Annotated in this window: 25 protein-coding genes and 4 pseudogenes; 16 read left to right on the top strand and 13 right to left on the bottom strand. The window is 59.2% G+C overall.

Annotation, left to right across the window (positions count from 1 at the left end; translation table 11 throughout):
- Nucleotides 1–244 precede the first annotated feature (244 nt).
- Entirely contained in the window at nucleotides 245–508 is a 264-nt protein-coding gene (locus AC070A_RS30230; RefSeq protein WP_057250038.1) for a hypothetical protein, read from the bottom strand.
- Between the two features lie 223 nt (nucleotides 509–731).
- Here AC070A_RS30230 and AC070A_RS30225 point away from each other — a divergent pair.
- Nucleotides 732–1,068 (top strand): annotated as a pseudogene (locus AC070A_RS30225) (alpha/beta fold hydrolase); the annotation flags it as partial.
- Nucleotides 1,069–1,333: 265 nt separating this feature from the next.
- On the opposite strand, the gene AC070A_RS30220 reads toward AC070A_RS30225, so the two are convergent.
- On the bottom strand, nucleotides 1,334–1,534 hold the full coding sequence (locus tag AC070A_RS30220; protein WP_057250036.1) for a hypothetical protein: 201 nt from the start codon (nucleotides 1,532–1,534) through the stop codon (nucleotides 1,334–1,336).
- A gap of 262 nt (nucleotides 1,535–1,796) precedes the next feature.
- Here AC070A_RS30220 and ku (AC070A_RS30215) point away from each other — a divergent pair, with 262 nt between their 5' ends.
- Nucleotides 1,797–2,690: a non-homologous end joining protein Ku gene (gene ku / locus AC070A_RS30215; RefSeq protein ID WP_112995772.1), complete on the top strand. Its 894-nt coding sequence runs from the start codon at nucleotides 1,797–1,799 to the stop codon at nucleotides 2,688–2,690.
- A 14-nt stretch (nucleotides 2,691–2,704) separates the two neighbouring features.
- Nucleotides 2,705–3,517 (top strand): non-homologous end joining protein Ku, encoded by an 813-nt coding sequence (gene ku / locus AC070A_RS30210; protein WP_112995771.1) that lies wholly within the window; start codon nucleotides 2,705–2,707, stop codon nucleotides 3,515–3,517.
- Between the two features lie 44 nt (nucleotides 3,518–3,561).
- Here ku (AC070A_RS30210) and AC070A_RS30205 read toward each other — a convergent pair whose 3' ends face one another.
- The 4 genes from AC070A_RS30205 to AC070A_RS30190 form a co-directional block, all read right to left on the bottom strand.
- Nucleotides 3,562–4,065, bottom strand: a complete 504-nt coding sequence (locus AC070A_RS30205; RefSeq protein ID WP_492383664.1) for a DUF4334 domain-containing protein — start codon at nucleotides 4,063–4,065, stop codon at nucleotides 3,562–3,564.
- Nucleotides 4,058–4,954, bottom strand: coding sequence for a hypothetical protein (locus AC070A_RS30200; protein WP_057250029.1), 897 nt, complete (start codon nucleotides 4,952–4,954; stop codon nucleotides 4,058–4,060). The genes AC070A_RS30205 and AC070A_RS30200 overlap by 8 nt, the downstream gene beginning before the upstream one ends.
- A gap of 6 nt (nucleotides 4,955–4,960) precedes the next feature.
- Entirely contained in the window at nucleotides 4,961–7,594 is a 2,634-nt protein-coding gene (gene ligD, locus AC070A_RS30195; protein WP_113737919.1) for a DNA ligase D, read from the bottom strand.
- 94 nt (nucleotides 7,595–7,688) lie between these two features.
- On the bottom strand, nucleotides 7,689–8,582 hold the full coding sequence (locus AC070A_RS30190; protein ID WP_057250028.1) for an SDR family oxidoreductase: 894 nt from the start codon (nucleotides 8,580–8,582) through the stop codon (nucleotides 7,689–7,691).
- Nucleotides 8,583–8,888: 306 nt separating this feature from the next.
- On the opposite strand from AC070A_RS30190, the gene AC070A_RS30185 reads away from it, so the two are divergent.
- Nucleotides 8,889–9,278, top strand: coding sequence for a hypothetical protein (locus tag AC070A_RS30185; protein ID WP_113737898.1), 390 nt, complete (start codon nucleotides 8,889–8,891; stop codon nucleotides 9,276–9,278).
- Nucleotides 9,279–9,369: 91 nt separating this feature from the next.
- On the opposite strand, the gene AC070A_RS30180 is transcribed toward AC070A_RS30185, so the two are convergent.
- The 4 genes and pseudogenes from AC070A_RS30180 to AC070A_RS30165 all read right to left on the bottom strand — a co-directional run bounded on the left by AC070A_RS30180 (nucleotide 9,370) and on the right by AC070A_RS30165 (nucleotide 12,172).
- Nucleotides 9,370–9,774 carry a hypothetical protein gene (locus AC070A_RS30180; RefSeq protein WP_057250023.1) on the bottom strand — a complete coding sequence of 135 codons (405 nt, stop codon included), beginning with the start codon at nucleotides 9,772–9,774 and terminating at the stop codon, nucleotides 9,370–9,372.
- A 731-nt stretch (nucleotides 9,775–10,505) separates the two neighbouring features.
- Nucleotides 10,506–11,070, bottom strand: a pseudogene (locus tag AC070A_RS30175) (PIG-L deacetylase family protein); the annotation flags it as partial.
- Nucleotides 11,054–11,383 carry a hypothetical protein gene (locus tag AC070A_RS30170; protein WP_492383665.1) on the bottom strand — a complete coding sequence of 110 codons (330 nt, stop codon included), beginning with the start codon at nucleotides 11,381–11,383 and terminating at the stop codon, nucleotides 11,054–11,056. The gene AC070A_RS30170 and the pseudogene AC070A_RS30175, both read right to left, overlap by 17 nt.
- A 132-nt stretch (nucleotides 11,384–11,515) precedes the next feature.
- Nucleotides 11,516–12,172, bottom strand: coding sequence for a DUF6766 family protein (locus AC070A_RS30165; protein WP_112995768.1), 657 nt, complete (start codon nucleotides 12,170–12,172; stop codon nucleotides 11,516–11,518).
- 193 nt (nucleotides 12,173–12,365) lie between these two features.
- On the opposite strand from AC070A_RS30165, the pseudogene AC070A_RS30160 reads away from it, so the two are divergent.
- The 4 genes and pseudogenes from AC070A_RS30160 to AC070A_RS30145 form a co-directional block, all read left to right on the top strand.
- Nucleotides 12,366–12,615 (top strand): annotated as a pseudogene (locus AC070A_RS30160) (AbrB/MazE/SpoVT family DNA-binding domain-containing protein).
- A 302-nt stretch (nucleotides 12,616–12,917) separates the two neighbouring features.
- Nucleotides 12,918–13,193: a type II toxin-antitoxin system Phd/YefM family antitoxin gene (locus tag AC070A_RS30155; RefSeq protein WP_057250013.1), complete on the top strand. Its 276-nt coding sequence runs from the start codon at nucleotides 12,918–12,920 to the stop codon at nucleotides 13,191–13,193.
- The gene (locus tag AC070A_RS30150; protein ID WP_057250011.1) at nucleotides 13,193–13,525 is read left to right on the top strand and encodes a type II toxin-antitoxin system RelE/ParE family toxin; all 333 of its coding nucleotides are present in this window, start codon (nucleotides 13,193–13,195) and stop codon (nucleotides 13,523–13,525) included. The genes AC070A_RS30155 and AC070A_RS30150 overlap by 1 nt, the downstream gene beginning before the upstream one ends.
- Nucleotides 13,526–13,579: 54 nt before the next feature.
- Nucleotides 13,580–13,717 (top strand): annotated as a pseudogene (locus AC070A_RS30145) (transposase domain-containing protein); the annotation flags it as partial.
- Here AC070A_RS30145 and AC070A_RS30140 read toward each other — a convergent pair.
- Nucleotides 13,698–13,931, bottom strand: a complete 234-nt coding sequence (locus AC070A_RS30140; RefSeq protein ID WP_112995767.1) for a DUF6429 family protein — start codon at nucleotides 13,929–13,931, stop codon at nucleotides 13,698–13,700. The pseudogene AC070A_RS30145 and the gene AC070A_RS30140 sit on opposite strands and share 20 nt — an antisense overlap.
- Nucleotides 13,932–14,445: 514 nt before the next feature.
- Here AC070A_RS30140 and AC070A_RS30135 point away from each other — a divergent pair.
- Complete coding sequence (locus AC070A_RS30135; RefSeq protein WP_057250007.1) at nucleotides 14,446–14,646, top strand: type II toxin-antitoxin system VapB family antitoxin; 201 nt, start codon at nucleotides 14,446–14,448, stop codon at nucleotides 14,644–14,646.
- Nucleotides 14,643–15,026 (top strand): type II toxin-antitoxin system VapC family toxin, encoded by a 384-nt coding sequence (locus AC070A_RS30130; RefSeq protein WP_057250005.1) that lies wholly within the window; start codon nucleotides 14,643–14,645, stop codon nucleotides 15,024–15,026. The genes AC070A_RS30135 and AC070A_RS30130 overlap by 4 nt, the downstream gene beginning before the upstream one ends.
- A 434-nt stretch (nucleotides 15,027–15,460) precedes the next feature.
- Here AC070A_RS30130 and AC070A_RS30125 read toward each other — a convergent pair whose 3' ends face one another.
- Nucleotides 15,461–16,102, bottom strand: a complete 642-nt coding sequence (locus AC070A_RS30125; RefSeq protein WP_057250003.1) for a peroxiredoxin-like family protein — start codon at nucleotides 16,100–16,102, stop codon at nucleotides 15,461–15,463.
- A 997-nt stretch (nucleotides 16,103–17,099) separates the two neighbouring features.
- On the opposite strand from AC070A_RS30125, the gene AC070A_RS30120 reads away from it, so the two are divergent.
- Both AC070A_RS30120 and AC070A_RS30115 read left to right on the top strand, forming a co-directional pair.
- Nucleotides 17,100–17,372, top strand: coding sequence for a hypothetical protein (locus AC070A_RS30120; protein WP_113133077.1), 273 nt, complete (start codon nucleotides 17,100–17,102; stop codon nucleotides 17,370–17,372).
- The gene (locus tag AC070A_RS30115; RefSeq protein WP_057250000.1) at nucleotides 17,369–17,602 is read left to right on the top strand and encodes a Y4lK-related protein; all 234 of its coding nucleotides are present in this window, start codon (nucleotides 17,369–17,371) and stop codon (nucleotides 17,600–17,602) included. The genes AC070A_RS30120 and AC070A_RS30115 overlap by 4 nt, the downstream gene beginning before the upstream one ends.
- 232 nt (nucleotides 17,603–17,834) lie before the next feature.
- Here the strand turns inward: AC070A_RS30115 and AC070A_RS30110 are convergent, their stop codons facing one another.
- Nucleotides 17,835–18,728, bottom strand: coding sequence for a GNAT family N-acetyltransferase (locus tag AC070A_RS30110; RefSeq protein ID WP_057249998.1), 894 nt, complete (start codon nucleotides 18,726–18,728; stop codon nucleotides 17,835–17,837).
- Nucleotides 18,729–18,972: 244 nt separating this feature from the next.
- Here AC070A_RS30110 and argE point away from each other — a divergent pair, with 244 nt between their 5' ends.
- From argE to AC070A_RS30090, 4 genes are all read left to right on the top strand, one after another.
- A complete protein-coding gene (argE, locus tag AC070A_RS30105; protein WP_057249996.1) occupies nucleotides 18,973–20,097 on the top strand; it encodes an acetylornithine deacetylase in 1,125 nt (374 codons plus the stop codon).
- A 22-nt stretch (nucleotides 20,098–20,119) separates the two neighbouring features.
- Nucleotides 20,120–21,043, top strand: coding sequence for a 2-hydroxyacid dehydrogenase (locus tag AC070A_RS30100; protein ID WP_113737895.1), 924 nt, complete (start codon nucleotides 20,120–20,122; stop codon nucleotides 21,041–21,043).
- A 26-nt stretch (nucleotides 21,044–21,069) separates the two neighbouring features.
- Entirely contained in the window at nucleotides 21,070–21,423 is a 354-nt protein-coding gene (locus tag AC070A_RS30095; RefSeq protein WP_057249992.1) for a cupin domain-containing protein, read from the top strand.
- A 311-nt stretch (nucleotides 21,424–21,734) separates the two neighbouring features.
- On the top strand, nucleotides 21,735–23,198 hold the full coding sequence (locus AC070A_RS30090; protein ID WP_113737894.1) for an aldehyde dehydrogenase family protein: 1,464 nt from the start codon (nucleotides 21,735–21,737) through the stop codon (nucleotides 23,196–23,198).
- Nucleotides 23,199–23,203: the final 5 nt, after the last annotated feature.

Raw genomic sequence — 23,203 nt, 5'->3', positions numbered from 1 at the left:
AAAAGCGTTTATTAGCCAGCCCTTAGAACTCGATTTCGGCCCCGCTCGGGGCCGATTTTTTATTGCTAACAACTGCGCGATCACAATCGCACGTCAGTCTCGTCCTCGTGCGACCTCATCGGCCAGCGAGATCCCTTTCAATCCCCAAGTAGCCCTCTCAGTCCGGCAGAATCTCGGACCCTCTTAGCGGTTGGGCAGACGCCTGCGCGGCCAGGCCCTTCAAAAGCCCGCCTCATATTTTGTCCTAGGCGCGATCAACAAACTTGTTGAACCGGCTCAGGCTGCCATCGGCGATTTTGTCCTGGTGCAGGAAAAACAATCGGTTGTGGTCGAATATCCGAAAAAACTCCTCCCATGAAATCGGCTCCAGGTGATCATCCCGTTCGCCGAAATCAATCCGTAAAATCCCACCATCATCGGCGCCCTTCACTCGGGTTGGCCGCCCGTTGCGTGCCTCTGCCCAATGTCGAATCTCGTCATGATCTCGAGTCGTTTCAGCCTTGGTCATCAGCGTTCTCCTCTCGCAATCGTCGCATTACGCGCCGAACAGGCTGAGCATCCATTTGTTCCCGTCGACAATTTCCCAACCCTGGAGCCCACTGCGTTAGTGCCCGGAAGGCGCTGCTCGATCAGAACAGGTAGCCAGGCGGTGCGAGCTTTGGGGAACCGACAACTGCGTTGCATTGTTTCGTTTCCTACCCCTCTGGAGGCACGATTCTTGAGGATTTTCGATGGACAACCGTGTTCGACATCATCGCGTCTCGGTCGCCGGCATCGACAGTTTTCGTGAAGCGGGACGGGCGGACGCCCCTGTGGTTTTGCTTCCGCACGGATATCCTGCTCCTCCTACGAATTTCGCAACCTCATGCCGCGTCTTGCAGACCGCTGGAGGCTGCTCGCGCCGGAATTTCCAGGCGCCGGCTACAGCGCATTCCGGAAGATGTCGACTACAGCGTTGACGGCTAGGCCACCTGGCTCGAGGTCTTCATTGACGCGATGAAAGTCGACCGGTTTGTCCTCTACCTACACGATTTCGATCCCCCAATCGGAGGCCATTCGACGACCCGAACGTATGGTGGGACATCCAGCTGCTCGGAACCCATCTCGACGAAGTCGCTGCGTTGGTTGTAGGCTTCCTCCCGCGCGTTCACTCGGCATGATCGCTCGCGCGAGCTGTGGCAGCCTGAACATTTGACCTTTCTTTCGGGGTTGTCGTGCAGGCGCGTTAGGGAAAGCATGCACGAATGAAATGCCTTCCTATCACCACGAATTTGCTATTCGACTGACCAGGAAGATGCCGAACCCAGGCAGCGACATTGATCGCGAATTCAGCTCACGATGGCACGTGCATCATGCGGAGAAGCCACCGTTTCTTATCGAGTCGGGAGCGGCCGGCTTCGGCTTCTCTGATTGCTAAGCGCAGCACCCGCTCGACTTCGGCGTCTGCCTTGTCGTCGTCAACAAAATGCAATCTGGCGGAAGCGCGCAGAATTGCGACCAGTTTCCGTTCATGGGTTTCGAGTGTGCCGGCCATGAAGCTACAACGACCGGAACTCCGAGCGGTTCCGCGCTGCGCTTGCTTCTTTGGTGAGCATCGGGCGAGTTCGGAAATGCCCTCGCCGCTCCTGTTCCTCACGGAACCACAAAGACCCCACTCGGTTACAGAGCAGCTCCTATAGTTCCAATCCAGCCCTTAACCGCATCCAGTAAGACGCAGACCAGGTCGACGTGAAGAGGCGTGGAACGTTTGTCCGCTGACAGGGTTGAGCCTTATTCGGATCTGGAGGATTGGTGTCATGGTTGCCCCAAGAGCGAACTGGAAAGGCTATATCAAGTTCGGGGAAGTGACCTGCCCGGTCGCGCTTTATACGGCCGTTTCATCGTCGGAACGCATCAGCTTCAACACGATCAACCGAAAAACCGGAAATCGAGTCAAGCGCGAGTTTATCGACAGCGAGACCGGACGTCCGGTCAACGCCGACGACCAGGTGAAGGGTTATGAGGTGGATGACGGGCGATATGTAGTGCTTGAACCCGAGGAGATTGCCGCTGCGGTCCCCGACAGCGACAAGACCCTGAAGATCGAGGCGTTTATTCCTTGCTCACAAGTCGACACCACTTACTTCGACAAGCCCTATTACCTTGCCCCCGACAAGACGGGGGGCGAAGCTTTCGCGCTCCTTCGCGATGGGATGTCCAAGGCGAAGGTCGCGGCGATCGCCAAAACCGTGCTTTTCCGTCGGATGCGAACCGTCCTGATACGGGCACATGGTAAGGGGCTGATCGCTGCGACCCTGAATTTCGACTACGAAGTGCGATCGTCGGAGGAAGCCTTCGCCGGCCTTCCCGACCTGAAGATCGAGGGCGAGATGCTCGAACTTGCAGAGCACATCATTCGCACCAAGAAGGGCAGTTTCGATGCCGGTGCTTTCGACGACCGTTACGAGGCGGCCGTCGCTGAACTGGTGAAAGCGAAAATCGAGGGGCGTTCTCTGCCGAAGAAGAAGGCGCCCATCGCATCCAAGCCGGGCGATCTGCTCAAGGCGCTTCGCGAGAGTGCCGGCCTCAGTGCGAGCAAGTCGAAGTCCAAACGAAAAGCCGCCAATGCCAACACAAGCGCCTCCCGACAAAAGGCGGAAAAACCCTCTGCCAAGTCGAAGCCGGCGGCGCCGTCGCGCCAGGCCAGCTGACAGGAGATTGAGACATGGCTGTTCGCCCCTACTGGAAAGGCTATCTGAAGCTCTCACTGGTAACCTGCCCGGTCCAGATGATGCCGGCGATATCAGAAAGCGAGAAGGTTCGCTTTCATACGCTTAATCGCGAAACCCAAAATCGCGTTGAGAGCCGCTTCGTCGACGCGGTAACCGGAAAAGAGGTCAAGGAAGAAGACGAGGTCAAAGGATACCAGCGCGGGGAAGACGAATACGTCCTCCTCGAGGATGAGGAGCTCGAGACCGTCGCATTGGACAGCACCAGGACCATCGATATTTCGACGTTCACCCCGCGAAACAGTATCGAATGGATCTGGCTCGATACCCCGTACTACCTGTCTCCGAATGAACCGGTCGGCGAGGAGGCTTTCTGCGTCATTCGCGACGCGATGGAGGCCCAGAAAATGGTCGGCATTTCACGGCTGGTCATCTCGCGCCGCGAACGTGCCGTCATGCTTGAGCCTCGTGGCAAGGGCATTGTTCTGTGGACGCTGCGCTACGGCGACGAGGTTCGTGGTGAAGCCGCCTATTTTACCGCAGCCAGCGAGGTGAAGGCGGACTCCGAGATGATGCCGCTCGTGCAGCGACTGATAAAGAAGCTGACAAAGGACTGGAACCCCAAAATGGTGGCCGACCCGGTGCAGGAACGTCTGGTCGATATTATTGCTGCCAAAAAGAAGGCCATGAAGAGACCCGCCAAGGCAAAGCCCGGATCATCGAGTTCGCAAGCCACGCCGAACAACGTCATCAACATAATGGATGCTCTCAAAAAGTCGGTCGCAGCGGAAAGTCGCGGGCGAAAATAACCACCGCGCAACGCTCCGCCACAGCCGGCGAACCGAGGCACCTTTTAGGTCATTCGCTCCAGCTCAAAGGCAAACAAGCGATCGTCATTTCGTATGGCCATTAGTCCCATGATTACGTTTTGATCGATCCTGCGAAAATGGTCGATGATCGGCTGATCGTCATAGATGAGGGCCGCACTTGCCGCGCCCTCAAACGTAATCGTCTTAAGCGAGGCGACAGGGCCTTCGGCTTGAAAACCGCGCTGGACCCAGGAAAAAAGCGTGCGGGCAAGCCGCGTTCTTCCGAACTTATGAAAGCGAAGCGCAAGGTTCAGCGGTACCCATTTCGGATCGATGGCCCGAAGCCTTCGACCTCCAGCGCGAAAGAGCAATGCGTCTGCCCGCAGGTCTGAATTAAACCGTTTGCCGAACCAGCCAAGGTTCTCCAGCACGCCGTCGAAGGGATGACCAGTCGGAATTCCCCGGCCCATCCAGAGGCCCTCGAGTTCACATGGTTCGAGAGGTGACAGCCGGCGAAATCGCTCCACTGCCCGTTGCTGGTCATCCACCGGATTGGCTCTTCTCGCTATTGCGCCTTCCGGCTTTCGTCTTTGACCGGGCTTCGCGGCGCGCCTGTCGCAACTCATCAAGCATCGGAAACCACCACCCGCGCTTAAGGTCGGCCGATGTGGGTGGCGTTCTTTCGGGCCAGGTTCTTACAAGCTCCTCCAGTGAGCCCCGCCGCCACGTAGCCCAGACAAACAAGTCGTCATCCGGAGCCGGAAAATAGAAATCGCTGACGGTTCCGGCATCCGCAAGCTCACCGTTGGTCCCGGTGAAGAAGACCACTCCAACATGCGTGGCGATCGCGCGCTCAAAGGGCGGGCTGTGACCCAAGGATATCGGGTAGCGCTTGCGACGCCTTTCCCTCGCCCTTGCCTTCGAGTCCTCTTCCTCTTCCGTACCTTTCAACGCGTCTCTACGCGCTTTCCTTGCTTCAGGTTCGCTGCGCTCGGCCTCGGCTTCAATGTCCGCCCAGCGTTGACGAAGTTCAAAGAGCGAACGATAGGGTACGGTCCAAAGGCGGCGATCCGCATCCCATCGCGCATAAGGTATCTCGCGGATCTCGTTGACGATAGACCGTGAGTAGGGCGTGCGGATCTCCAATGCCGTGGCGCCTGCGTTAAGATATCGGCTTTCGATCGGCTCGAATACGAACGCGTCCCTGCCCTTCTCGTCGGCAAAAATGTCTTCTTGCGCCTCCAACTCCGCACGCCAGCGTCCGATCCGTCGCTCAGCCGTGCGGCCTGGCACGAACCAGGCATTCAGTCGGTCGCTCCACCGCGCCCGCGGAAACGCTTCGCGAAACCGTTCGACGGTTACGCGATCGTGCGGCAGGTCGGTGGTTGCGCCAATGCGGGCGCCTTCTGACGGCTTGGCATCGTCTTTCTTGTTCATGACAGATCACGCTGCCTGCTTGGCCTTTGCAAGACGCTTTATTGCCTGCTCGAGGGGCCGCTCGCTGTCGCAGTAATCTTTCCACGCGATGGTTTTCGCAAGCAGCGCCGGCACCGTGCGCACGGTGAAACGCTTCGGGTCGAGATCGGACTTCACCTGTGTCCACGTGAGAGGCATCGATACCGTCGCACCGGGCCGGGCTCGCGGTGACAGTGGGGCGACTGCCGTAGCCATTCGATCGTTGCGCAGATAGTCGAGGAAAATACGCCCCTCCCGCAGGCTCTTCGTCATCTTGATCAGATATAGATCCGGATTGTCCTCAGCCATTTCCCGGCACACGTCGTGGGCAAACCCCTTGGCCTCTGTCCATGAGAGCCGCTTGCGATTTCCAACCGCAAGCGGCGTGACAAAATGAAGCCCCTTGCCACCTGTCGTCTTGCAGAAGCTGACAAGGCCGAGATCATCGAGCCGGTCGCGCATTTCCCTTGCCGCAGTAACAACCGCGGAGAATGGCACATTGGGTCCGGGGTCGAGATCAAACACCAAGCGTCCGGGAATTTCGGGACGACCGGGCTTGCAATTCCAGGGATGGAGTTCGATGCCGCCGATTTGCGCGATCGCGGCGAGGCCCTCTACACGATCAACTTGCAAGTATGGCTTCTTGTCTCCAAAGACTGTCACAAGTTCGAGAAGGTTTGAAGTACCGGGCAGCGCGTGGCGCTGGAAGAACTGCTGACCGGCAATTCCGTCAGGCGCACGGATGATGGAGCAGGGCCTCCCCCGGATGTGATCGATGAGCCAGGTCCCGACGGCCTCGTAGTAACGAGCAAGATCTTCCTTGGTGACGGGTTCACCGTCGCCGGCGTCCGGCCAGAGGGGTTTGTCGGGGCTGGATATGAGGACACCCATGATCTCTGCTTTTTGCCCTTTGCGGGACAAGGTCGACTTGAACGTTCGCGTCGCTTCCGGTGTCGGCGTTTTTGCGGGCGACGCTGGCTTGTCGGCCTTCACTTCGATGGCCGGCTTGTCATCGCGAAGCCCCTTAAAGGCAGCCTGCCGAACAAGCCCATCCGCCGTCCATCCTGCGAACTCAATCTCGGCAACAAGTTCCGGCTTTACCCAGACAATCTCGCTTCCCTTCTTCGGTGCGCCAATGCCCGTGAAGGGTGATTTTTCGACTTCCGCCTGTTTCAGCTTGGCAAGCAAGCTTGCAACTTTCTTCGCACCAAACCCCGTGCCGACACGACCGACGTAAACGAGATGGGTGCTTCGGTAGACGCCAACCAAGAGGGACCTGAACCGACCATCGGTCTTCGCATAGCCACCGATCACCACTTCGTGGCCAGCGCGACACTTGGATTTGACCCAGGTGTCGGTCCGGCCCGACTGATAGGGAGCGTTGGCGCGTTTGGAGACGATGCCCTCCAGGGACAGCTTGCACGCGGATCGAAGCACCGCATCTCCACTTGTCTCAAAATGCTCGACAAAACGAAGTCGAGGATTGTTTCCGGCTTCGCCGAGTACCACCTGCAGGCGGTCCTTGCGTTCGGCGAGCGGATCGGCTCGCAAATCTTCGCCGTGACGGAACAGGAGGTCAAAGGCAAAATAGACGAGATTGCCGGTCCTTCCTTCAGATAGTGCCGCCTGGAGTGCGGCAAAATCCGGAGCGCCGTTTTCATCGAGCGCGCAGACTTCGCCGTCGATGATACAATCCGGCAATGCGGATGCGGCTTCAGCGATCTCCCTGTATTTGCCAGTCCAATCAAGCCCTTTTCGGGTTTTTAGCGTTGCCATGCCGTCAACGACGCGCAATTGGATTCGATAGCCGTCGAACTTGATTTCGTGCAACCAGTTGTCAGCGGCCGGTGGACGTTGGACCGTTTCGCAAAGCTGCGGCGCGATGAAATCCGGCAGAGTTCCGTCCTGCAACTTTGCCAGCCGCTTTCGCGACTTCTTCGGTTCTACCCACGCTAAACCTTGCTTGCTATCCCAGACCGCATCCGCCTCGACCGCGCCCTTTGTCTGCATGAAGGCGCTCGGCTTGCGGCCTTTGCCATTCGCTATGTCGTCCATCTTTCGGCCGGAAGCCACGGAAGTCGTATGCTGCTCCAGCACTTTGGCGCCGTCTTTCGCGACGGAAAAATCGTCGTGGTGCTTGATCAGCAGCCAGTTTGATCGTTTCCCGCCAGCCCGGTCGTTGCGCATGCGGACCAGCACGAAACTGCCGTGAAGCCGGTTTCCGTCCAGCGAGAACTTGAAGTCTCCTCTCTTCAGCGCCGCCTCTGGAGACTTTTCCCCCTCGAATTCCCAATAGCCTCGGTCCCACAACATGACCGTCCCCCCGCCATAGTGGCCCTTCGGGATCGTCCCTTCGAAGTCGCCATAATCGAGCGGGTGGTCCTCGACCTCGACGGCGAGCCGCTTGTCATGTGGGTCGAGGGAAGGCCCTTTGGTAACAGCCCAGGATTTGAAGACACCGTCCAGCTCCAGCCTCAGGTCGTAGTGCAGTCGCGTGGCATCGTGCTTCTGGATGACGAAGCGCCGGCGGTTCGAAGATGCGACATGTGCCTTGCCGCTCGGCTCCTGCGTTTGCCGGAAATCGCGCTTGTTCCTGTAGGTCGATAGTCTGTCTTCAGTCATCGACATCGCTCACAGATTGTTTTCCGCCCTGCGCTGGTCATGTCCGCAAGGCCCGCTCCAAAGCCGGTCCGAAGCAGCGAAGGCCGTCGAGGCATCAGTCTACGCCTTTGCCACCGGTCGCACCGTAAACCTCGCCGTTAACGAAGCTTGCTTCCTGCGAGGCGAGAAACACGTAGATGGGGGCCAGTTCCACCGGCTGGCCGGGCCGGCCGAAATCGCTATCCTTTCCGAAATTCTTCACCTTCTCGTCAGGCTGTCCGCCACTCGGCTGCAAAACTGTCCAGAACGGTCCTGGAGCCACGACGTTGGCCCGAACACCTTTTCCGATCAATTGCTTTGCAAGCGCCTTGGTATACGCGACGATCCCCGCTTTGGTTGTGGCGTAGTCGAGCAGAATTGGAGAGGGTTGATAGGCTTGAATGGATGCTGTGGTGATCACCGAGGCGCCGGGGGGTAGGTAAGGCTCGGCGGCCTGAGCAATCCAGTGCAATGCGTAGAGATTGGTCTTCAGCGTAGCGTCGAAATCCTCTGACGTTACAAGCGACACGTCTTTGCGAAACTGTTGGCGAGCCGCATTGATCACCAGGATGTCAATCCCATCAAGCTCCCGCAGCGTTTGCGAAACCAGCTCCCGACACCAATCTTCATTCTTCACGTCGCCGGGCAAACCCAGGGCCTTCCTCCCCTCCGCTTCGATCAAATCTATGACTTCTCGTGCGTCCGGCTCCTCCTCCGGCAGATAGGAAATGGCGACGTCTGCCCCCTCACGCGCAAACGCAATCGCTACGGCGCGTCCGATACCTGAATCACCGCCGGTGATGAGGGCCTTCCGCCCCTTCAGCCGATTTGCCCCTTGGTACGTTTCTTCGCCATGATCAGGTTTGGGATGCATTTCGCCAACGAGACCTGGCGCGGGTTGCGGTTGCGGTTCGAAGGGTGGCGAGGGGTATTGCATTCGGGGGTCCTGCATAGTCAGACGATCGGTCATTGGGCAATCCTCACGTGATGTATACGCAATAAACTCGTCTATTGATTTGGGGTTCCGACAAGGCAGGACGATCAAGGCCTACGATGACGACGGTGGCGCTTGCAGGCGGCCCTCCCGCACCGTTTACAGCTCTCGGTCTGCGGAGACGGTTGCAGGCCGGATGGCTAGGGAGCTTGACTGCCATTGCGTTGGGCCAAAAAGATCCTCGTGCTGCAGGACCCCGTTGAAACCGCCGATCCATCGGAAGCTCGGAACAACTGACGCTCAAACGGGTTCTAGTCTTGGTCCTAAATGGAGGCAGCCACAATGAACATTGTCGGGCAACAGGTTTTATCTGATCCAGGCGGCATAATGACAGTCGAATGGGTCGCAGAAGGCGGCGACGTGATTTCTGTCCGTCTGGAAAGCTCGCCGGACGATCTAGGCGTCGATGCCGCCGTGGCAAAGGCGAAGGCCCTGATGGTGCAAGTGGCCACATTCGGTGACGTCGAGAGCGACAGGGCCGATGAACCTGACGTTATCGGCTCGCCTGCCGTTGAATCATTGCGGAGTGCTCGTAGCGCCAAGGACACCGGTACGTTGGAAGAGCAGCTCGACGAAGGATTGAAGAACTCCTTTCCCGCCAGCGATCCACTTTCCGCCACTGGAAGTTCTATCATCACCGGACGGGCGGGATCTCCCGACACAGACACGTGATCCCCCAGACAGTGCAAAAGATCGTACTCAAAGGACAATCGCACAGCCGTAGCCGAAGCAAGCGCAACCGGCCCCGTGCGCCTATTCTCACCTAATGCAAGAATGAATCTATCCGTTTTCTATCGTTTGCCGTCGCGCGGCGGTTGATGATGGTGCGTCCGCGGCCATCCTTCATGATGTAGCGGCCATTCACAATCTCTTCGGTAATGCCGCCTTGGTGGCGAACGCCGACATCCTGCCCATTTGCCTTTGCGTTCCCACGACCGGAGCTGTTGGACTTCGAATTCCCACCGCTGTTGCCGCCAGCATTCCCACCTCCGCTGCCGCCACCACTCCCGCCATTTCCGCCCCCGCCTCCATTACCATTGCCAGCGAAGGCGCCCGTCTTGACGACCGCAAGCCCGGCGCTGGACATTTCGAGGCTGTAGGGCAAAGAGATGGCGAGGATGCAGACTGCCGGCCAGAATGCTGTCAGGATCATCCGACGCGTGATCATAGTGTCTCCACGGCTTTTCGTACGCAAAACGCACTTAGCGCGGTGGGCAACGAACTGCCTTTGCCCCTGACTGAGACCCACAGTCAAACTCGCACCAGCCAAAAAAACGGCTCCCTGAGGAGCCGGTGAGGTAGTCAAGGAGCCATGGTCAGGGTCGATTCTGGCCCCGGTTGTCTGCATTTGAAAGCATGCGAGGCTAGAAATTCATCGATTGTCGCTCCGGCGTGCGGAGCTTCTAAGAGAGGTATGGTGGCGCTAATGGTTCCGCTATGGGACTTCAGTCCCAATGCTCGCCGCAAAGGTCTTAGTCTTACTTCGGTTGTCCGGTCGCTGGGTTTCCCGTTTTTTCCTCGGACGCAGTTTGGATCCTCTCGCGCAAATGCCTTTAGGAGTTGCAAAACCTCAGGCCAGAGATCTGAACGGTCGCGTAAACATCGACTACCTTCTCTCGTGGTTGCGTCAGTCCGCTGCCGACAAGGTTCGAGAGGCGTTGCGGACCTCGCCCTGTACCGCGTTGTCGGCGTCCAATCCCCCATGGCTCGATGCGTAAGATTTTCAGTATCCGATATAGCGATCCACTCCGGCAAAAGGACCGGCCTGAGCAGTTGCACGCCTAACTTTTTTGACGGCTTTTGCCTGCCGGCACGCAGCGCTGGGGTTACATTCAGCTCACGGGCAGCCATGTTACGCTGGAATGACGCGCAGAGGCTTCGAACCGGTTAGTTATGGTTGTCGAGATGATGCGAAATGTCGACGAAGATGTTCGGTGTGAAGGCGGGCGTTCAGGCAGGGCGCGTTCCAGTTGGTCTCGGACAGCGTTTCATAGGCCAGGATACGAAGGGGAAAGCTTTCCTGGTGCGGTCGGCTCGCCACAAGCGCCGACAAGAAAGTCAGCTGGTGGTCTCTATGGATATCGCCTGGAAACGGGAGAAGGCTAGTTTCGGGTGACAGGGAGCGAGCCAAACCCGAAAGCGAACTGTTGACGGCCGAATGCCCGGCAAGATCGAGACCGACCGCCTCAAAGCCTAGCCAGAAGGTTTCCTCCACCCCAAGCAGCGCATGAGCCTGATTAGCTTCCGACCGGACTTTTGCGACGCTTTCTGCCGAAAAGGCGGGCGGGCGCCCCTCAGTCACGATCGCCACGAAAACTCGCTCGCCTTCCGCGGCCAGACGCGCAATCGTTCCGCCTGCACCTAGCACCTCGTCGTCGGGGTGAGGTGCGATCACCAGGGTTCGACCGAACGAGAGCGGAATAGGCTGTGCCGGAGCCTTGCTTGCTTCATCGCGCGTGTTCATCGACGGTCTGCTTCCACGGCTCCAGGGTGGAGGCACCGTATCGCTCGGCAAGATGACGCCGCGCCTCCTTAAGATGCTTATCGTTTCGCTTTTCGCCGGAGATCAAGGTCAGCGCGGTCAGGAAAAGGATGCGGGTATCCAGCCTTAGGCTGACATGATCGACATACCAGACGTCGAGCGCGAGTCTTTCTTCGTTCGACAGTCGAGTGTGCCGTTGACCTGGGCCCAGCCGGTGATGCCCGGCAGTACCCGGCAACGCACCCGTCCGAAACTTGACGATAGAAAAGGGTTTCGCCCCGATGCCGGCACGCAACTGCCGTACCCGCCGCGTAAGCAGGATCGCCCACCGGTTTAATATAAGCACGTGATGAAATAAGGCGCTTCTCCACCGGGGGCATGTGTTTGATTAACTGCGAGGCCCGCCTTTGATATCTTGCAAGGTCGCTCACCCCGTTTTCCCGTGGGGCGCAGCGACCGCTTTCGATTCGGGTGAGCCCCGGAATCTCAGGAAGATCGAGAACACGACGATAACGGCTGTCGAAAGGAACTCACTTTGCCAGTTCTGGAAAGACTCGAACCAGAACTGCGCGCTGACGAGATGCTCGGCAACCGAGGCCGCTGGCTGTCCGTGCATCAAGGCTTCGGCATTTGCAGCCTCGCTGCTGTAGAGGAGATGGAGGACGAAGGTCAGGAGGAAAAGAAGACCGAGAGCAAGGCCCAATGAGTAGGAATATAACCACTTCGCGAAACCGCCGACGCGTACCGGCCACGGAGCTTCCGTGTCATCCGGCTTCAGTTCAGGGCCTTCGTCCTGTTCCGCCAGTTCGTCGGGGTCCTTCGATTCGGCTGAGCCGCGCTGATACAGGAAAGCTGTGAGCATCACATAGGCCGACATTTGCAGGAACTCCGATTCCCAGTTTTCAAAAAGCGATGAGAAGAAGTGTCCAGATTTTGCGTAAGCGGCCAGCCCGATCTGAGCCGAACGGTGATCGGCGAGCTCGCGTGCATAAACGCTCCATCCGCTGAATAGCATTCCCGCAACTGTGGCGAGCCACAGAGCGACTAAGACAATGGAGAGCCCGTTATCCCTGAGAAAGCGCATTTTTTCTCCCCTTTAGGCGTGACGCGACTTGCATGTAACTGCGCACTGCTCATCCTGTTCCAGAGATAGCGTTTCAGCTCTGTGTTATAATGCAATCATCGCAACGGCTGCGAACGCGATCACTGCAGTGGCTCCCCATCCGACGGCCAGCATCGCTCGCAACGCCGTGAACACCTTCATAAGATCCCTACTGCTGACCACCATCATCATTGCTGCCATGATCGGCACGGTGGTGCGCGACCTCTTGGGTATAGTGCCTGGGAGCAAGGCTGATTTCCGTCGCGCGCCGGATGGAAGCATCGAGCTCGTCCATGCCGCCAAAAAACAGCAGCCCAGCCGCTGGCAAAGGGCTGGATACTGACGCGATCATGGCCCTCACCCGTGGCGATGTCGCGAGCTCCAGGGAGACCATCGACCCGGGCTTTGGGGTCATCGTGCCTTGAAGCCTGCCGGCGGCTATCGATTCCTGGAGATCTACCTGTTTGGAGGTCCCGCAGATTCTGTTTCAAAATACGCGGAGATGCACTTGGAGCAGCCGAGCGGTGATCTTGGAAGTTTCACCAGAGATCCCATCTGGGCGGAGCTTTCAAAGCAGATCGCAACTGGGACAATCGCCCTGACAGCTACTGAGTGGCAAAGCTCAGGTTCTTGGCGGATGAATCTCTAGAGGGCTTTAATGCCGGACCGCTAATTTGCATTCGACCATTTAAAGGCCTATATTTTGGTCCAAACGGGGACCCGACCTATGAAGCTCTCGCAACAAGTCAAACCGATCAGCTATCTTAAGGCGCATGCACCCGAGATCGTTCGATCGCTCGCCGAAAATCGGGAGCCCGTCGTGCTCACCGTCCATGGCGAAGCGAAAGCGGTGCTCCAAGACGTCACGGTGTACGAGGAAACCCAAGAGACAATCGCCCTCCTGAAGGTGTTGGCGCTGACAAACAAGCAGGTCGAAGCGGGCAAGCTCCGTCCTACATCTGAAGCGTTCAAACGAATCCGGCAACGCGTGTCCGGGACCTGATGTCTTACAGAGTTCTATTCTCCGAAGACGCGGAACAGGACATCGAGGATCTCTATCGCTTCATCGCCGGCCGCGAGGGGGTGGAAACTGCCGAGCGAATACTTGGTGAACTCGAAGCTGCAGCTTCGAGCCTTGAGGACATACCTGCTCGCGGAAATGTGCCCAAAGAACTCGCGCCGGTTGGGATCACAGAATATCGCGAGCTACACCATAAACCTTGGCGGATGATCTACCGAGTCGTGGGCTCGGACGTGATCGTCTATTGCGTCGCCGATGGGCGGCGAGACATGCAGTCATTCCTCGAAAGCCGTCTGTTCCGAGCCACAAACTGAGTCCGTGTTGACACTGCGCTACGCTCTTCTGACTGCCTTTTTTCGGGCGCGTCAATCAACGACGTCGACCAGAAGGCGTGGCTTGTCGATGTGTTCGCCCGCATCGCCGATCTTCCCGTCTCCCGCCTGCACGAACTGCTGCCTTGGCAATGGAAGTCGAACAAAGGGACGACTATTGCGGCGACCGCGTAAACAGCTCCCGGAACAACGCTTGCGAACGCTCCAAGCCTTCATCGGTCAGGACCAATGACTTCGACTTGTTGACCGGGTCCCCGATCATGCCCTTCTTGTGAAGCCGATCCGTCGCTGCCCAGTCGAAGCCCTTCCAGGCACAACGCTCGTTATGCAGCGTCAGCCACAACAGCGCCAAAACGGCATCGTCGATCCTGTCCTCATCGATCTCCATGAACCGACATTACCACGCGCGGCGCTCAAAATCCCGCGGCCCTGCTCGGATGGATACGATACTCCGCATGTTTCATGCAGAAAATGCCCCGATCAGCGGGCCAAATGAAAGGTGGGGGTCCCTACGGGCTTACATTCAAATCCGCCCTTCCAAATCAACGAGCCGAATCTCAGACTTAAATCACGCCGATAAAAGGTGAGGAGTTCGTGGCGCTCACGAAAGTCCATTCGACTGCGGCCTTTGCCGGATGCTTAGCAATCTTCGGCACATCATCAATGTGCGCAGAGAGTTGGGGTGACGGGCCGCGCCTTGATGGGCGAACCCGCGGCCCTTGCAGTTTTTGAGGGCTAGGATGCGCAATCGCTTTACGCACGGTGGCGCTCATCACGCGACAAACACGTCCCGCGTTGCCGGCTTTGTACATCCTACGGCGGGCGTATCAGAGTGGGGGGTAGGCGTAGATTTCATCACCAATTGGTGCTATTTGTAAGTACCACAATCAGGAAACCAAACGATGCGATCGACTATCAACCTCGACGACACGCTCATGGAAAGGGCTAGGTTCCTAACCGGCACGAAAGAAACCGCCGCTTTGGTCCGCCAAGCGTTGGAGACGCTTGTTCGTGTTGAGTCGGGAAAACGCCTCATCGCGCTCGGGGGAACTATGCCGGATGCGGGGGCAGCCCCACGCCGCCGGAGCGCAGCGGCCAAGTGATACTTGCTGATACCTCCATCTGGATTGATCATTTTCGACATGGCGATGCGGAGTTGCGTAGGATTATTGAGGACGATCATCTCCTCTGCCATCCGGCCGTGATTGGTGAATTGGCACTTGGCAGCCTTCGGGACCGGGGTAGCGTGATAGCTTTCCTGGCGGCTCAACGTGAAGCGTTCGTCGCAACGCACGACGAAGTCATGATGATGATTGATCGCCACGCCATTTTCAGTATGGGCATTGGCTACACGGATGCCCACTTGCTGGCCTCAATTCTCCTTGATCCGCGAGCGGCCTTGTGGACCAGAGACAAGCGTCTGCGGGCAGCGGCAGAAAAGGCGGGGGCTTTACTGCATACCCCTGCCAATTCGCGGAACTAAATGCTGAATCCAAACGATAGCCGTTGCTCATGCTCGTCTGTGGTTGAGCCGCCAGAGCGCAGAGTTCCGCTCGATAAATTATGAACATCCGGCTGGTTCTCGCCGCCTAGAGCCGGCTCGTCCTAGACGCGCTACGCGCGATGAGGAAGGTGAAGAATCGACCCAATCCTGACCTCCACTTCGCCAAGGAAAATCAGGGGTGTGGAAACTTGCCATATGGCGCGCCCGTCGGACCGGCGTGATTGCGGCAAGGAGGGGACGTCGCCCCGCCCAGCGCGAGGCCTGCTCGCTCTAGCGTCTGGTCGCTCCGCGGCCGTTGAATGGAAATCGCTATGAAGCCCACGGGCAGACTTTAACCCTCCGCGCCTGAGCATCATCCAAATTTACAGAATCACCACAGGACGGTGGTCGTCGAACGAGTTTTCAGCAGCCTATTAATGTGTAACTTGGGAAGCTGCCGACATCAATTCCTCAGGAATCGGTGCCCTGAACGTATTGAGGCCAGCCTCCAGAACTTCAGTGAAGCTCCAGCGTACGATGCCCCCTCGGTCGATCAGGAACTGACCGACAAGCTGCCCCTGGCTGGAAGCCATCGCCTGCTGATCGGCTTCCGTAATCTCATATCCTTCCTTCTTGTTGAGAAACTCGTCCATTGCCATGACATCCATAGGCTCGGGCAACTCGCCCGGGAGATGGACCCGTATCGCCATGACCGTGCCCATCCCGACCTCGCGCAAGCCGAAAGCACGGTGCGAGGCCCGCTCCGGGTCGGATGCGGTGAGAAGATCGGGCGCCGGGTGGTAACGGAAATAGAGCCGCGCCCGCTCGACTGGCGTAATGACGACTGCTAGGCATTCGACGCCTTTCTCACGCAGAGCCGGCTTAAGTTGCGCCATCGCCGCGACATGGCGCCGGCAGAACGGACAATGTAGGCCGCGAAACATACCGAGCAACAACGGGTTACGGCCTCGAAAATCATCGAGCGCGATCTTGCCGTCGCGCGATATCGCATCGAGCACTATATTCGGGGCCTGGTCGCCCGGCTGCAGCGGGCGGTCGACACTACTCGTGGACATGGACTACCTCCTCGCCCCGGATCAGTCAGGAAAAGGCAGCACATCCAGCTTCGGCGTTGGGCCTATGCTGGGGACGCAAAACTTCCTGCGCCAGAGCAAAAATAGCGTTCGGCCTCCGCCATCTTGTCGAAGGTCGTGATTACGCACTGCAAGCCCATCATAACACGAAAAGAGCATCCGCGGGTCGCCCGCTAGCCGTCTCGCGCGCCGCGGTAAACTGTGGGTCGTCTCATCCGTGCCACCGGACGATACAGCGGCGAGACCGATTTGGATCTTCCACATACGCACGTCCTAGCGGTGTTCAACGTCTTGAAACTTGGGCGGCCCCGATGTGACTGGACACGAAATGTGGTGAATAACCCCAGACGAGCGCACGCCCGAATGCTCTTAAGCTGAAAGTCAGTTTTCGACCTCGTTTATGACGTTAAGTCTGCAACGACCAAGGTCGTCAACGGGGTCGGATCGCCACACTCGCAATGTCAGACGATGGCGCTGCCTGCACGTTCCGATCGGAAGGCCGAAAACCACCCGAGACGATCGGAAGCCGGCAACATGCCGCCCAGACGGGGATGTCGACTCTTTTCCCTCGCCATGATGTGAGTCGAACCTTAGCCCACCGACAACTTCGAACGATGAATCTCACAGAGCGCGCCCCAGCCCCAAGCGACGTAGCGCTCTGGGATCAGCCTGCGGCTGGATCAGGCTCGGAACCGCGAGAACCTCTTCATTTACGACCTCGTGATCGGCCCGGCGCGGTAGGTAATCCCTTTTTGAAATTACAAATAGCTAAGTTGAGGTAGGAAGCTGTTGGGGGAGTACCCGTTCGCTGTAGGGCTCAAGTCTTAGGTGGCCCGCCAATGGTCTGAGGTCAATTGCGGTAGAAACCAATCGCCGCATATTCTGTTTTCAACCAAGGCGTTACCGCCTCAGCGCCACGGTCACATACATGGCTCGGCTGGAGCTCAAAAGAACAATGAGGCCGCTCGGGGAAACTATGATGCAGGTAGACTTACCGAAAATTGTCCCTCCCACTCGCCAGACTAGATACGAGCAGAGCAGTGATGAATGCCAAGAAGCTCTCAAAGAGGCGTTCGGCGCCTTCGCCGCTTACTGTACGGCGGCGGGCTGGTCCGACGATGAGGTCGCCGTCGCATTGATCGAGATCGCTGATGAGCATCTTTGCTCTCTTGCCATTTTGGCTGACTTCTCCGGCGTTGTCCTTGCCCCAAACCTTACTAGGGGTCCGAAAGCAGAAGGAACCTCAGCATGAGCAATGCGGCCCTGTTGCACCTGATGAACGAAGAAGAAATTCCTGCATTCGTGGCAAACGTGATCGAGGCTGGGTGCCACATCAACTCTGTGGGGCACAACATGTACGTGATTTGCGACGACGAGGAACAGGAGGCCGTCATCGAAGAGCTCAACCGCATCTGCGAGAAGTACGGCGACCGAGACTCAATCCGGCGGGAGATTGTAAATTACCTATGGTCGATCGGCTGATACGTAGAGATCGCCTCTGAAGGCACGGGCACTAGGGGCTGCCTAGCGAATATTGACGCCCCGCCGCAGCGATGTACGCTGCCCGTCATGTCCCTCACCACCGCTTTCATCTCTGAGCTCGTTTGGGCGGACAACCAGGTCGAACACCCAAGCCCGGTATTCGCGCGCCGCCCTTCTAATGCAAGACAGGCTTGCAGCAATCGCCAGATTCCGCCCCCACCATCGCCGCAAGTCAGCCCAGCGCGTGGCTTGCCAGCCCGTAGAGGTTCGGTCCAGGTACTACGACCGCTGCGCATTTGCCCCGCCGGGACATTGCGAGCACTGTGTCGAAGACGGTCAGGCCGGATTGCGAGAGGGATGTGGCGAAAGTGCCGGTCTCGACTGGTGTGTCGAGCCGCAAAAAATGACCTTCGTGGGTGGAGACATGTTGCCGGATCACTGCGACGGCGTCCGCATCAGTTTCTGCCACGACCGGGCCAATGACATGCCCCCTGCCGAAAGGACGGCAAAGTGCGAAAGCGCACAGCCGACCGCCGCGAACCAAGCCGTAGCCTATGGATTGTGCAAAGAGCTTGCCGATCAGCGTCGCCCTCGAAACACCGAATGCCCCTGCATCCAGCTCGACGACCGCGGCGAGGTCCTCCCCTTCCAGTCGCCGGACCACCGGCTGCTCCGTTGGCGTAACAGAGTCGGTCGGCCGGCGGGCAATGCCCTGGCATTGGTATATGGTCCGTATAGGCTCAAAACCGAGCGAATGGTAGAGGCGGCGGGAGGCCCTCGTCGCATTGAGCCTCAGATCGCGTCCCTGGCAATCCGAAAGCACGTGGCCCATGAGCCAACGCCCAGCGCCGTTTGTCTGCAGCCGCGGCGAAGTAATCACCATGCCTATGGTCGCGAAATCATCACCGTGCGGAAACCACATGGCCGAACCTGTCAGCCTGCCGATTTCATCAAGCGCCACATAGCCGCGGCCGACCTCGCGCAGGAGTTGCAAGTCCTCGGCGCGAAGCGGCCATCCGACGGAAACCGACAGGGCGTGCAGTTGCTCGAGATCGGCGCTTTCGATCCCGGCTATGCGCATTTCGAAACTGTCAATGACTTTGGATTCGGATGTCGGTGTGTCCACTCCTTGCCTCCCGTCCCTGCCGGCGTCTTGTCTCGTCCCGCTTTCCAACCGGCCCGCGGCCAAAACCTTTACCCGTTAGACTAGGACGGTGCGCTCGATACAATTCACTTGAGAGGCCGTCTGACGCAACACAATCCTCCAAATCCGACGCGCTTTCGGCATGTAAAGCCTGGATAGGCTTCTAAAGTACTGGGCATGATCGACGGCGCCGACCCCAGCGAACCGGGATGCTGTGAGGACAAGAATGCAGGCAGTGGAAATCCTCGAAAAGCTCGTCGGCTTCCCCTCCGTCGTCAGCACCCCCAATAGTGACATCGTTGCCTGGATCCGCGGCTATCTGCAAAACCACGGCATCGCCGTCACCCTGCTTCCCGGCCCGGAGGGCGATCGGTCTAACCTGTTCGCCACGATCGGTCCGAAAGAGGTGCCGGGCTATATACTTTCGGGTCACATGGACGTCGTTCCGGCGGCCGAAAGCGGCTGGACGGGCGATCCCTTCCGTCTGCGTCAAGAGGCGGGCCGACTCTATGGGCGGGGCGCCACCGACATGAAGGGTTTCTTGGCCGCCGCCCTCGCCGTCGCGCCAAAGCTCGCCGAGATGCACCTGCGCCGGCCGCTGCACCTCGCCTTCTCCTATGACGAGGAGGCGGGCTGCCGCGGCGTGCCACACATGATCGCGCGCCTGCCGGAACTCTGCGCGGCGCCGCTAGGCGCAATCATCGGCGAGCCGAGCAGCTTACACGCGATCCGCGCCCACAAGGGCAAGGCCGCCGCCAGACTTACGGTCAAGGGTCGTTCCGGCCATTCGTCGAGGCCCGACATGGGACTGAATGCTATCCATGCCATTGCGAGCGTCTTAGCCCGGGCGGTCGCCGAAGCCGACCGACTGGCCCGGGGTCCTTTCGAGTATGTTTTCGAGCCGCCCTACTCCTCTCTGCAGATCGGCACGGTGAAGGGCGGCCAGGCGGTCAACATCATCCCGGACACCTGCGAGGCCGAGTTCGAGGCACGGGCGATTTCCGGCGTCGATCCGGCGGAACTGCTCGCGCCGATGCGAGACGCGGCCGAGGCGCTGTCGGAACGCGGCTTCGAAGTGGAATGGCAGGAACTGAGCTCCTATCCGGCACTTTCGCTCGGCCCCGATGCGCCGCTTGCGCGGCTGCTGGAAGAATTGACCGGTCTCGAGTCTCTCCCGGCCGTCAGCTACGGCACCGAGGCGGGACTTTTCCAACGGGCTGGCATCGACGCGATCATCTGCGGCCCCGGCGAGATCGGCCGCGCCCACAAGCCCGACGAATTCATCCTCGTCGATGAGCTCCTGGCCTGCCAGGCGATGATCGAGCGGCTCGGCGAATGTTGCCGCGCCTGAGGCATGAAGAAGGAGACGCGTGATGACCTTCCTCTTCAATTCCGACGCAAAACGCGGTGCGATTTTCGCCGAAGCCTTTTCGCGTGAGCTTGCGGACGTTCCTTTCGCCAAGGATGCGGCGGCGGTCGATCCGGATGCGGTGCGCTACCTGATCACCTGGACGGTTCCCGAAGATCTCTCGCGCTATCGCAACCTTGAAATCCTCTTCTCGATTGGCGCCGGCGTCGACCAGTTCCGCATCGAGGCCGTGCCGCCGCATGTGAAGGTCGTGCGCATGATCGAGGACGGCATCGTCCGGATGATGCAGGAATATGTGACACTTGCCGTGCTCGCGCTTCATCGCAACCTGCCGGCCTATCTGGACCAGCAGCGCAGCGAACATTGGCGGGCCATTTCACCGGTTCAAGCGTCGGAACGCCGCATCGGCGTACTCGGCCTCGGCATGCTCGGCACCGCGGTGCTCGAACGATTGCAGCCCTTCGGCTTTCCGCTATCCGGCTGGAGCCGCAGCGCGCGCCAACTCGAGGGTGTCAGATGCCTGCACGGTACTGACGGTCTCAACCATCTGTTGGGCTATACCGACATCCTCATCTGTCTACTGCCTTTAACCGACGAGACGCGCGGCTTTCTCAATGCCGCCCTCTTCACCAAGCTCCCGACCGGTGCGGCGCTCGTTCATGTCGGCCGCGGTCCGCAGCTCGATCACCAGGCACTTCTCGAGGCAATCGACACCGGCCATCTCTCCGCCGCCGTCATCGACGTCACCGACCCCGAACCGCTGCCAACGGGTCATCCCCTCTGGAGCCACCCGAAAATCCTGCTGACGCCGCACATAGCAAGCGTCACCCAACCAGAAACAGCCGCCGAGGCCGTGATCGAGAACATCAAGCGTCATCGGGCCGGACTTGATCCCATCGGGCTCATCGATCGCCGCCGCGGCTATTAAGCTCTCAATCCTAGGAAAGGAAACCCATGTCCCTCTTGAAGAACATCGACACCAATCCCTCTTTCCCGCCGCGCGAGTCCGGTCCACTTCCGGAACGCCTGATCTCCGGCAGTCCCTCCTTCAAGACCTGGGCTCAAGACGTGGCACGGGGAGAGATGATCCATACAGGCGTCTGGGAGGCAACCCCCGGAGAGACGCGCTCGATTAAGGGCGAGACATTCGAATTCTGCCATATCCTCTCCGGTGTCGTCGAACTCACGCCGGAAGGCGGCAGGCCGGTCGTCTACAAAGCCGGTGACAGCTTCGTCATGAAGCCGGGGTTTGTCGGTGTCTGGAAGACGATCGAGACCGTACGTAAGATCTACGTAACGGTCATGTAGTGCCCGCAGCGCGATCCGATCGAGGGCCCCTTGATACAGGCCTATCTCCCTCAACCGGCATCCTCGCCCACCACGGCACGCTCGCGGCTTTCTGGCGTGTCGTCGCTGCTCGAGCCCGGCAATCGCTTTCTCGTGCCCCTCGGATTGCTCCAGCGCATCGCCGATACGTCACCGACCGGCCATCTCATCCTCCGAAGATTTCGCTGTCTCGTCACCGAAAACGTAATTTTCCGCCGTCGCCGCATCGCCACTCGATGCATGCTGCTCGCGTTCTTCCGGTAGCCTCGCATGAGCTTATCCGAGGACCCGCTATGACTCTCAGCTTTGACCCCGACACTCTTCCCCTGCCCGTAGGGCACTTCATCGGCGACCGGCTGATCCCTGCCGAGGGCGCTATCGACATGCATCGCCCGTCCGACGGCAGGGCCTATGCGGGCTGCCCGCTCGCGGGTGAGGCACTCGTCGACCGCGCCGTCGAAACCGCCAAGAATGCGCTGAAGACGAGCAACTGGGGCGGCGTGCGTCCGCGCGAACGCACAGTCGTGCTGCAGCGCTGGGCCGACCTGATCGAAAGCGAGGCGCAAACCCTCGCCAAGCTCGAGGCGCTTTCCTCGACCCGACCGGTCCGACACCTGATCGCCGGCGATATCGCCGTCAGCGCCGAGCAGATCCGCTTTTTCGCGGAATTCGCCGACAAGGAAGGCAGCGACCTCGTGCCGACTGATGACAACAATCTCGGCATGGTGATGACCGAGCCCTATGGTGTCGTAGGCGCCATCACTCCGTGGAATTTCCCCGTTTCGATGGCCGCCTGGAAGCTCGGCCCCGCGCTTGCCGCGGGCAATGCCGTCGTCTTGAAGCCCTCCGAAATGACGCCATTTTCGACCGTCTATCTTGCCGAGCTTGCAATCCGCTCCGGCCTGCCGGCCGGTCTCGTTAATATCGTGCTGGGCGACGGTCCGGTGACCGGCACTGCCCTCACCGGCCATCCGGACATCGCCAAGGTCAGCTTCACCGGCTCGACCGGCGCCGGCTCGGCCATCATGGCCAATATCGCCCGCACCGGGGTCAAGCCCATGACGCTTGAACTCGGCGGGAAGAGTCCTCAACTCGTATTCGCCGACGCGGACCTCGACAAGGCTGCCGCCGCGATCGCCCAGAGCATGCTTTCGAATGCCGGCCAGGCCTGTGTTGCCGGCTCCCGTCTGATCGTGGAGGAAAGCGTTGCTGCGCCGCTCGCCGAGGCGATCGTCACGCACATGAAGGCGGCGAAGCCGGGTCCGACCTGGGATGAGGCGAGCGAGTACTCGCCGATCATCTCGAAGCGCCAGTTGAACCGCATCCACGGCATCGTTGAGGCTGCCGTTGCGGCGGGCGGCGAATGCCTGTTCGGGGGCGCCCCAATGGATGCGCCAGGCTATTTCTATCAGCCGACGTTGATGGCCGTGCGCGACAGCTCCTCGCCAGCGATTACCGAAGAAATCTTCGGTCCTGTCCTGACCATGCAGACCTTCGCCGACGAAGAGGAGGCACTGGCACTCGCCGATCACCCGACCTACGGCCTGGCCGCCGGCCTCTTCACACGCGACCTGTCGCGCGCGCTGCGGCTGACGCGGCGACTCCAGGCAGGCACCGTCTGGATCAACCGTTACAATCGTTCACGCGACCACATCCTGCCGACCGGCGGCTATAAGCGCTCCGGCATCGGCAAAGATCTCGGACGCGAGGCCTATCACGCCAACCGCAAGAGCAAGAGCGTGCTCATCAGCCTATAGGGAGG

The sequence above is a fragment of the Ensifer sp. GW101-20A05 genome, assembly GCF_059424735.1.
The sequence above is the reverse complement of the archived record's forward strand: the minus strand, read 5'-3'. Positions and strand labels throughout refer to the sequence as shown.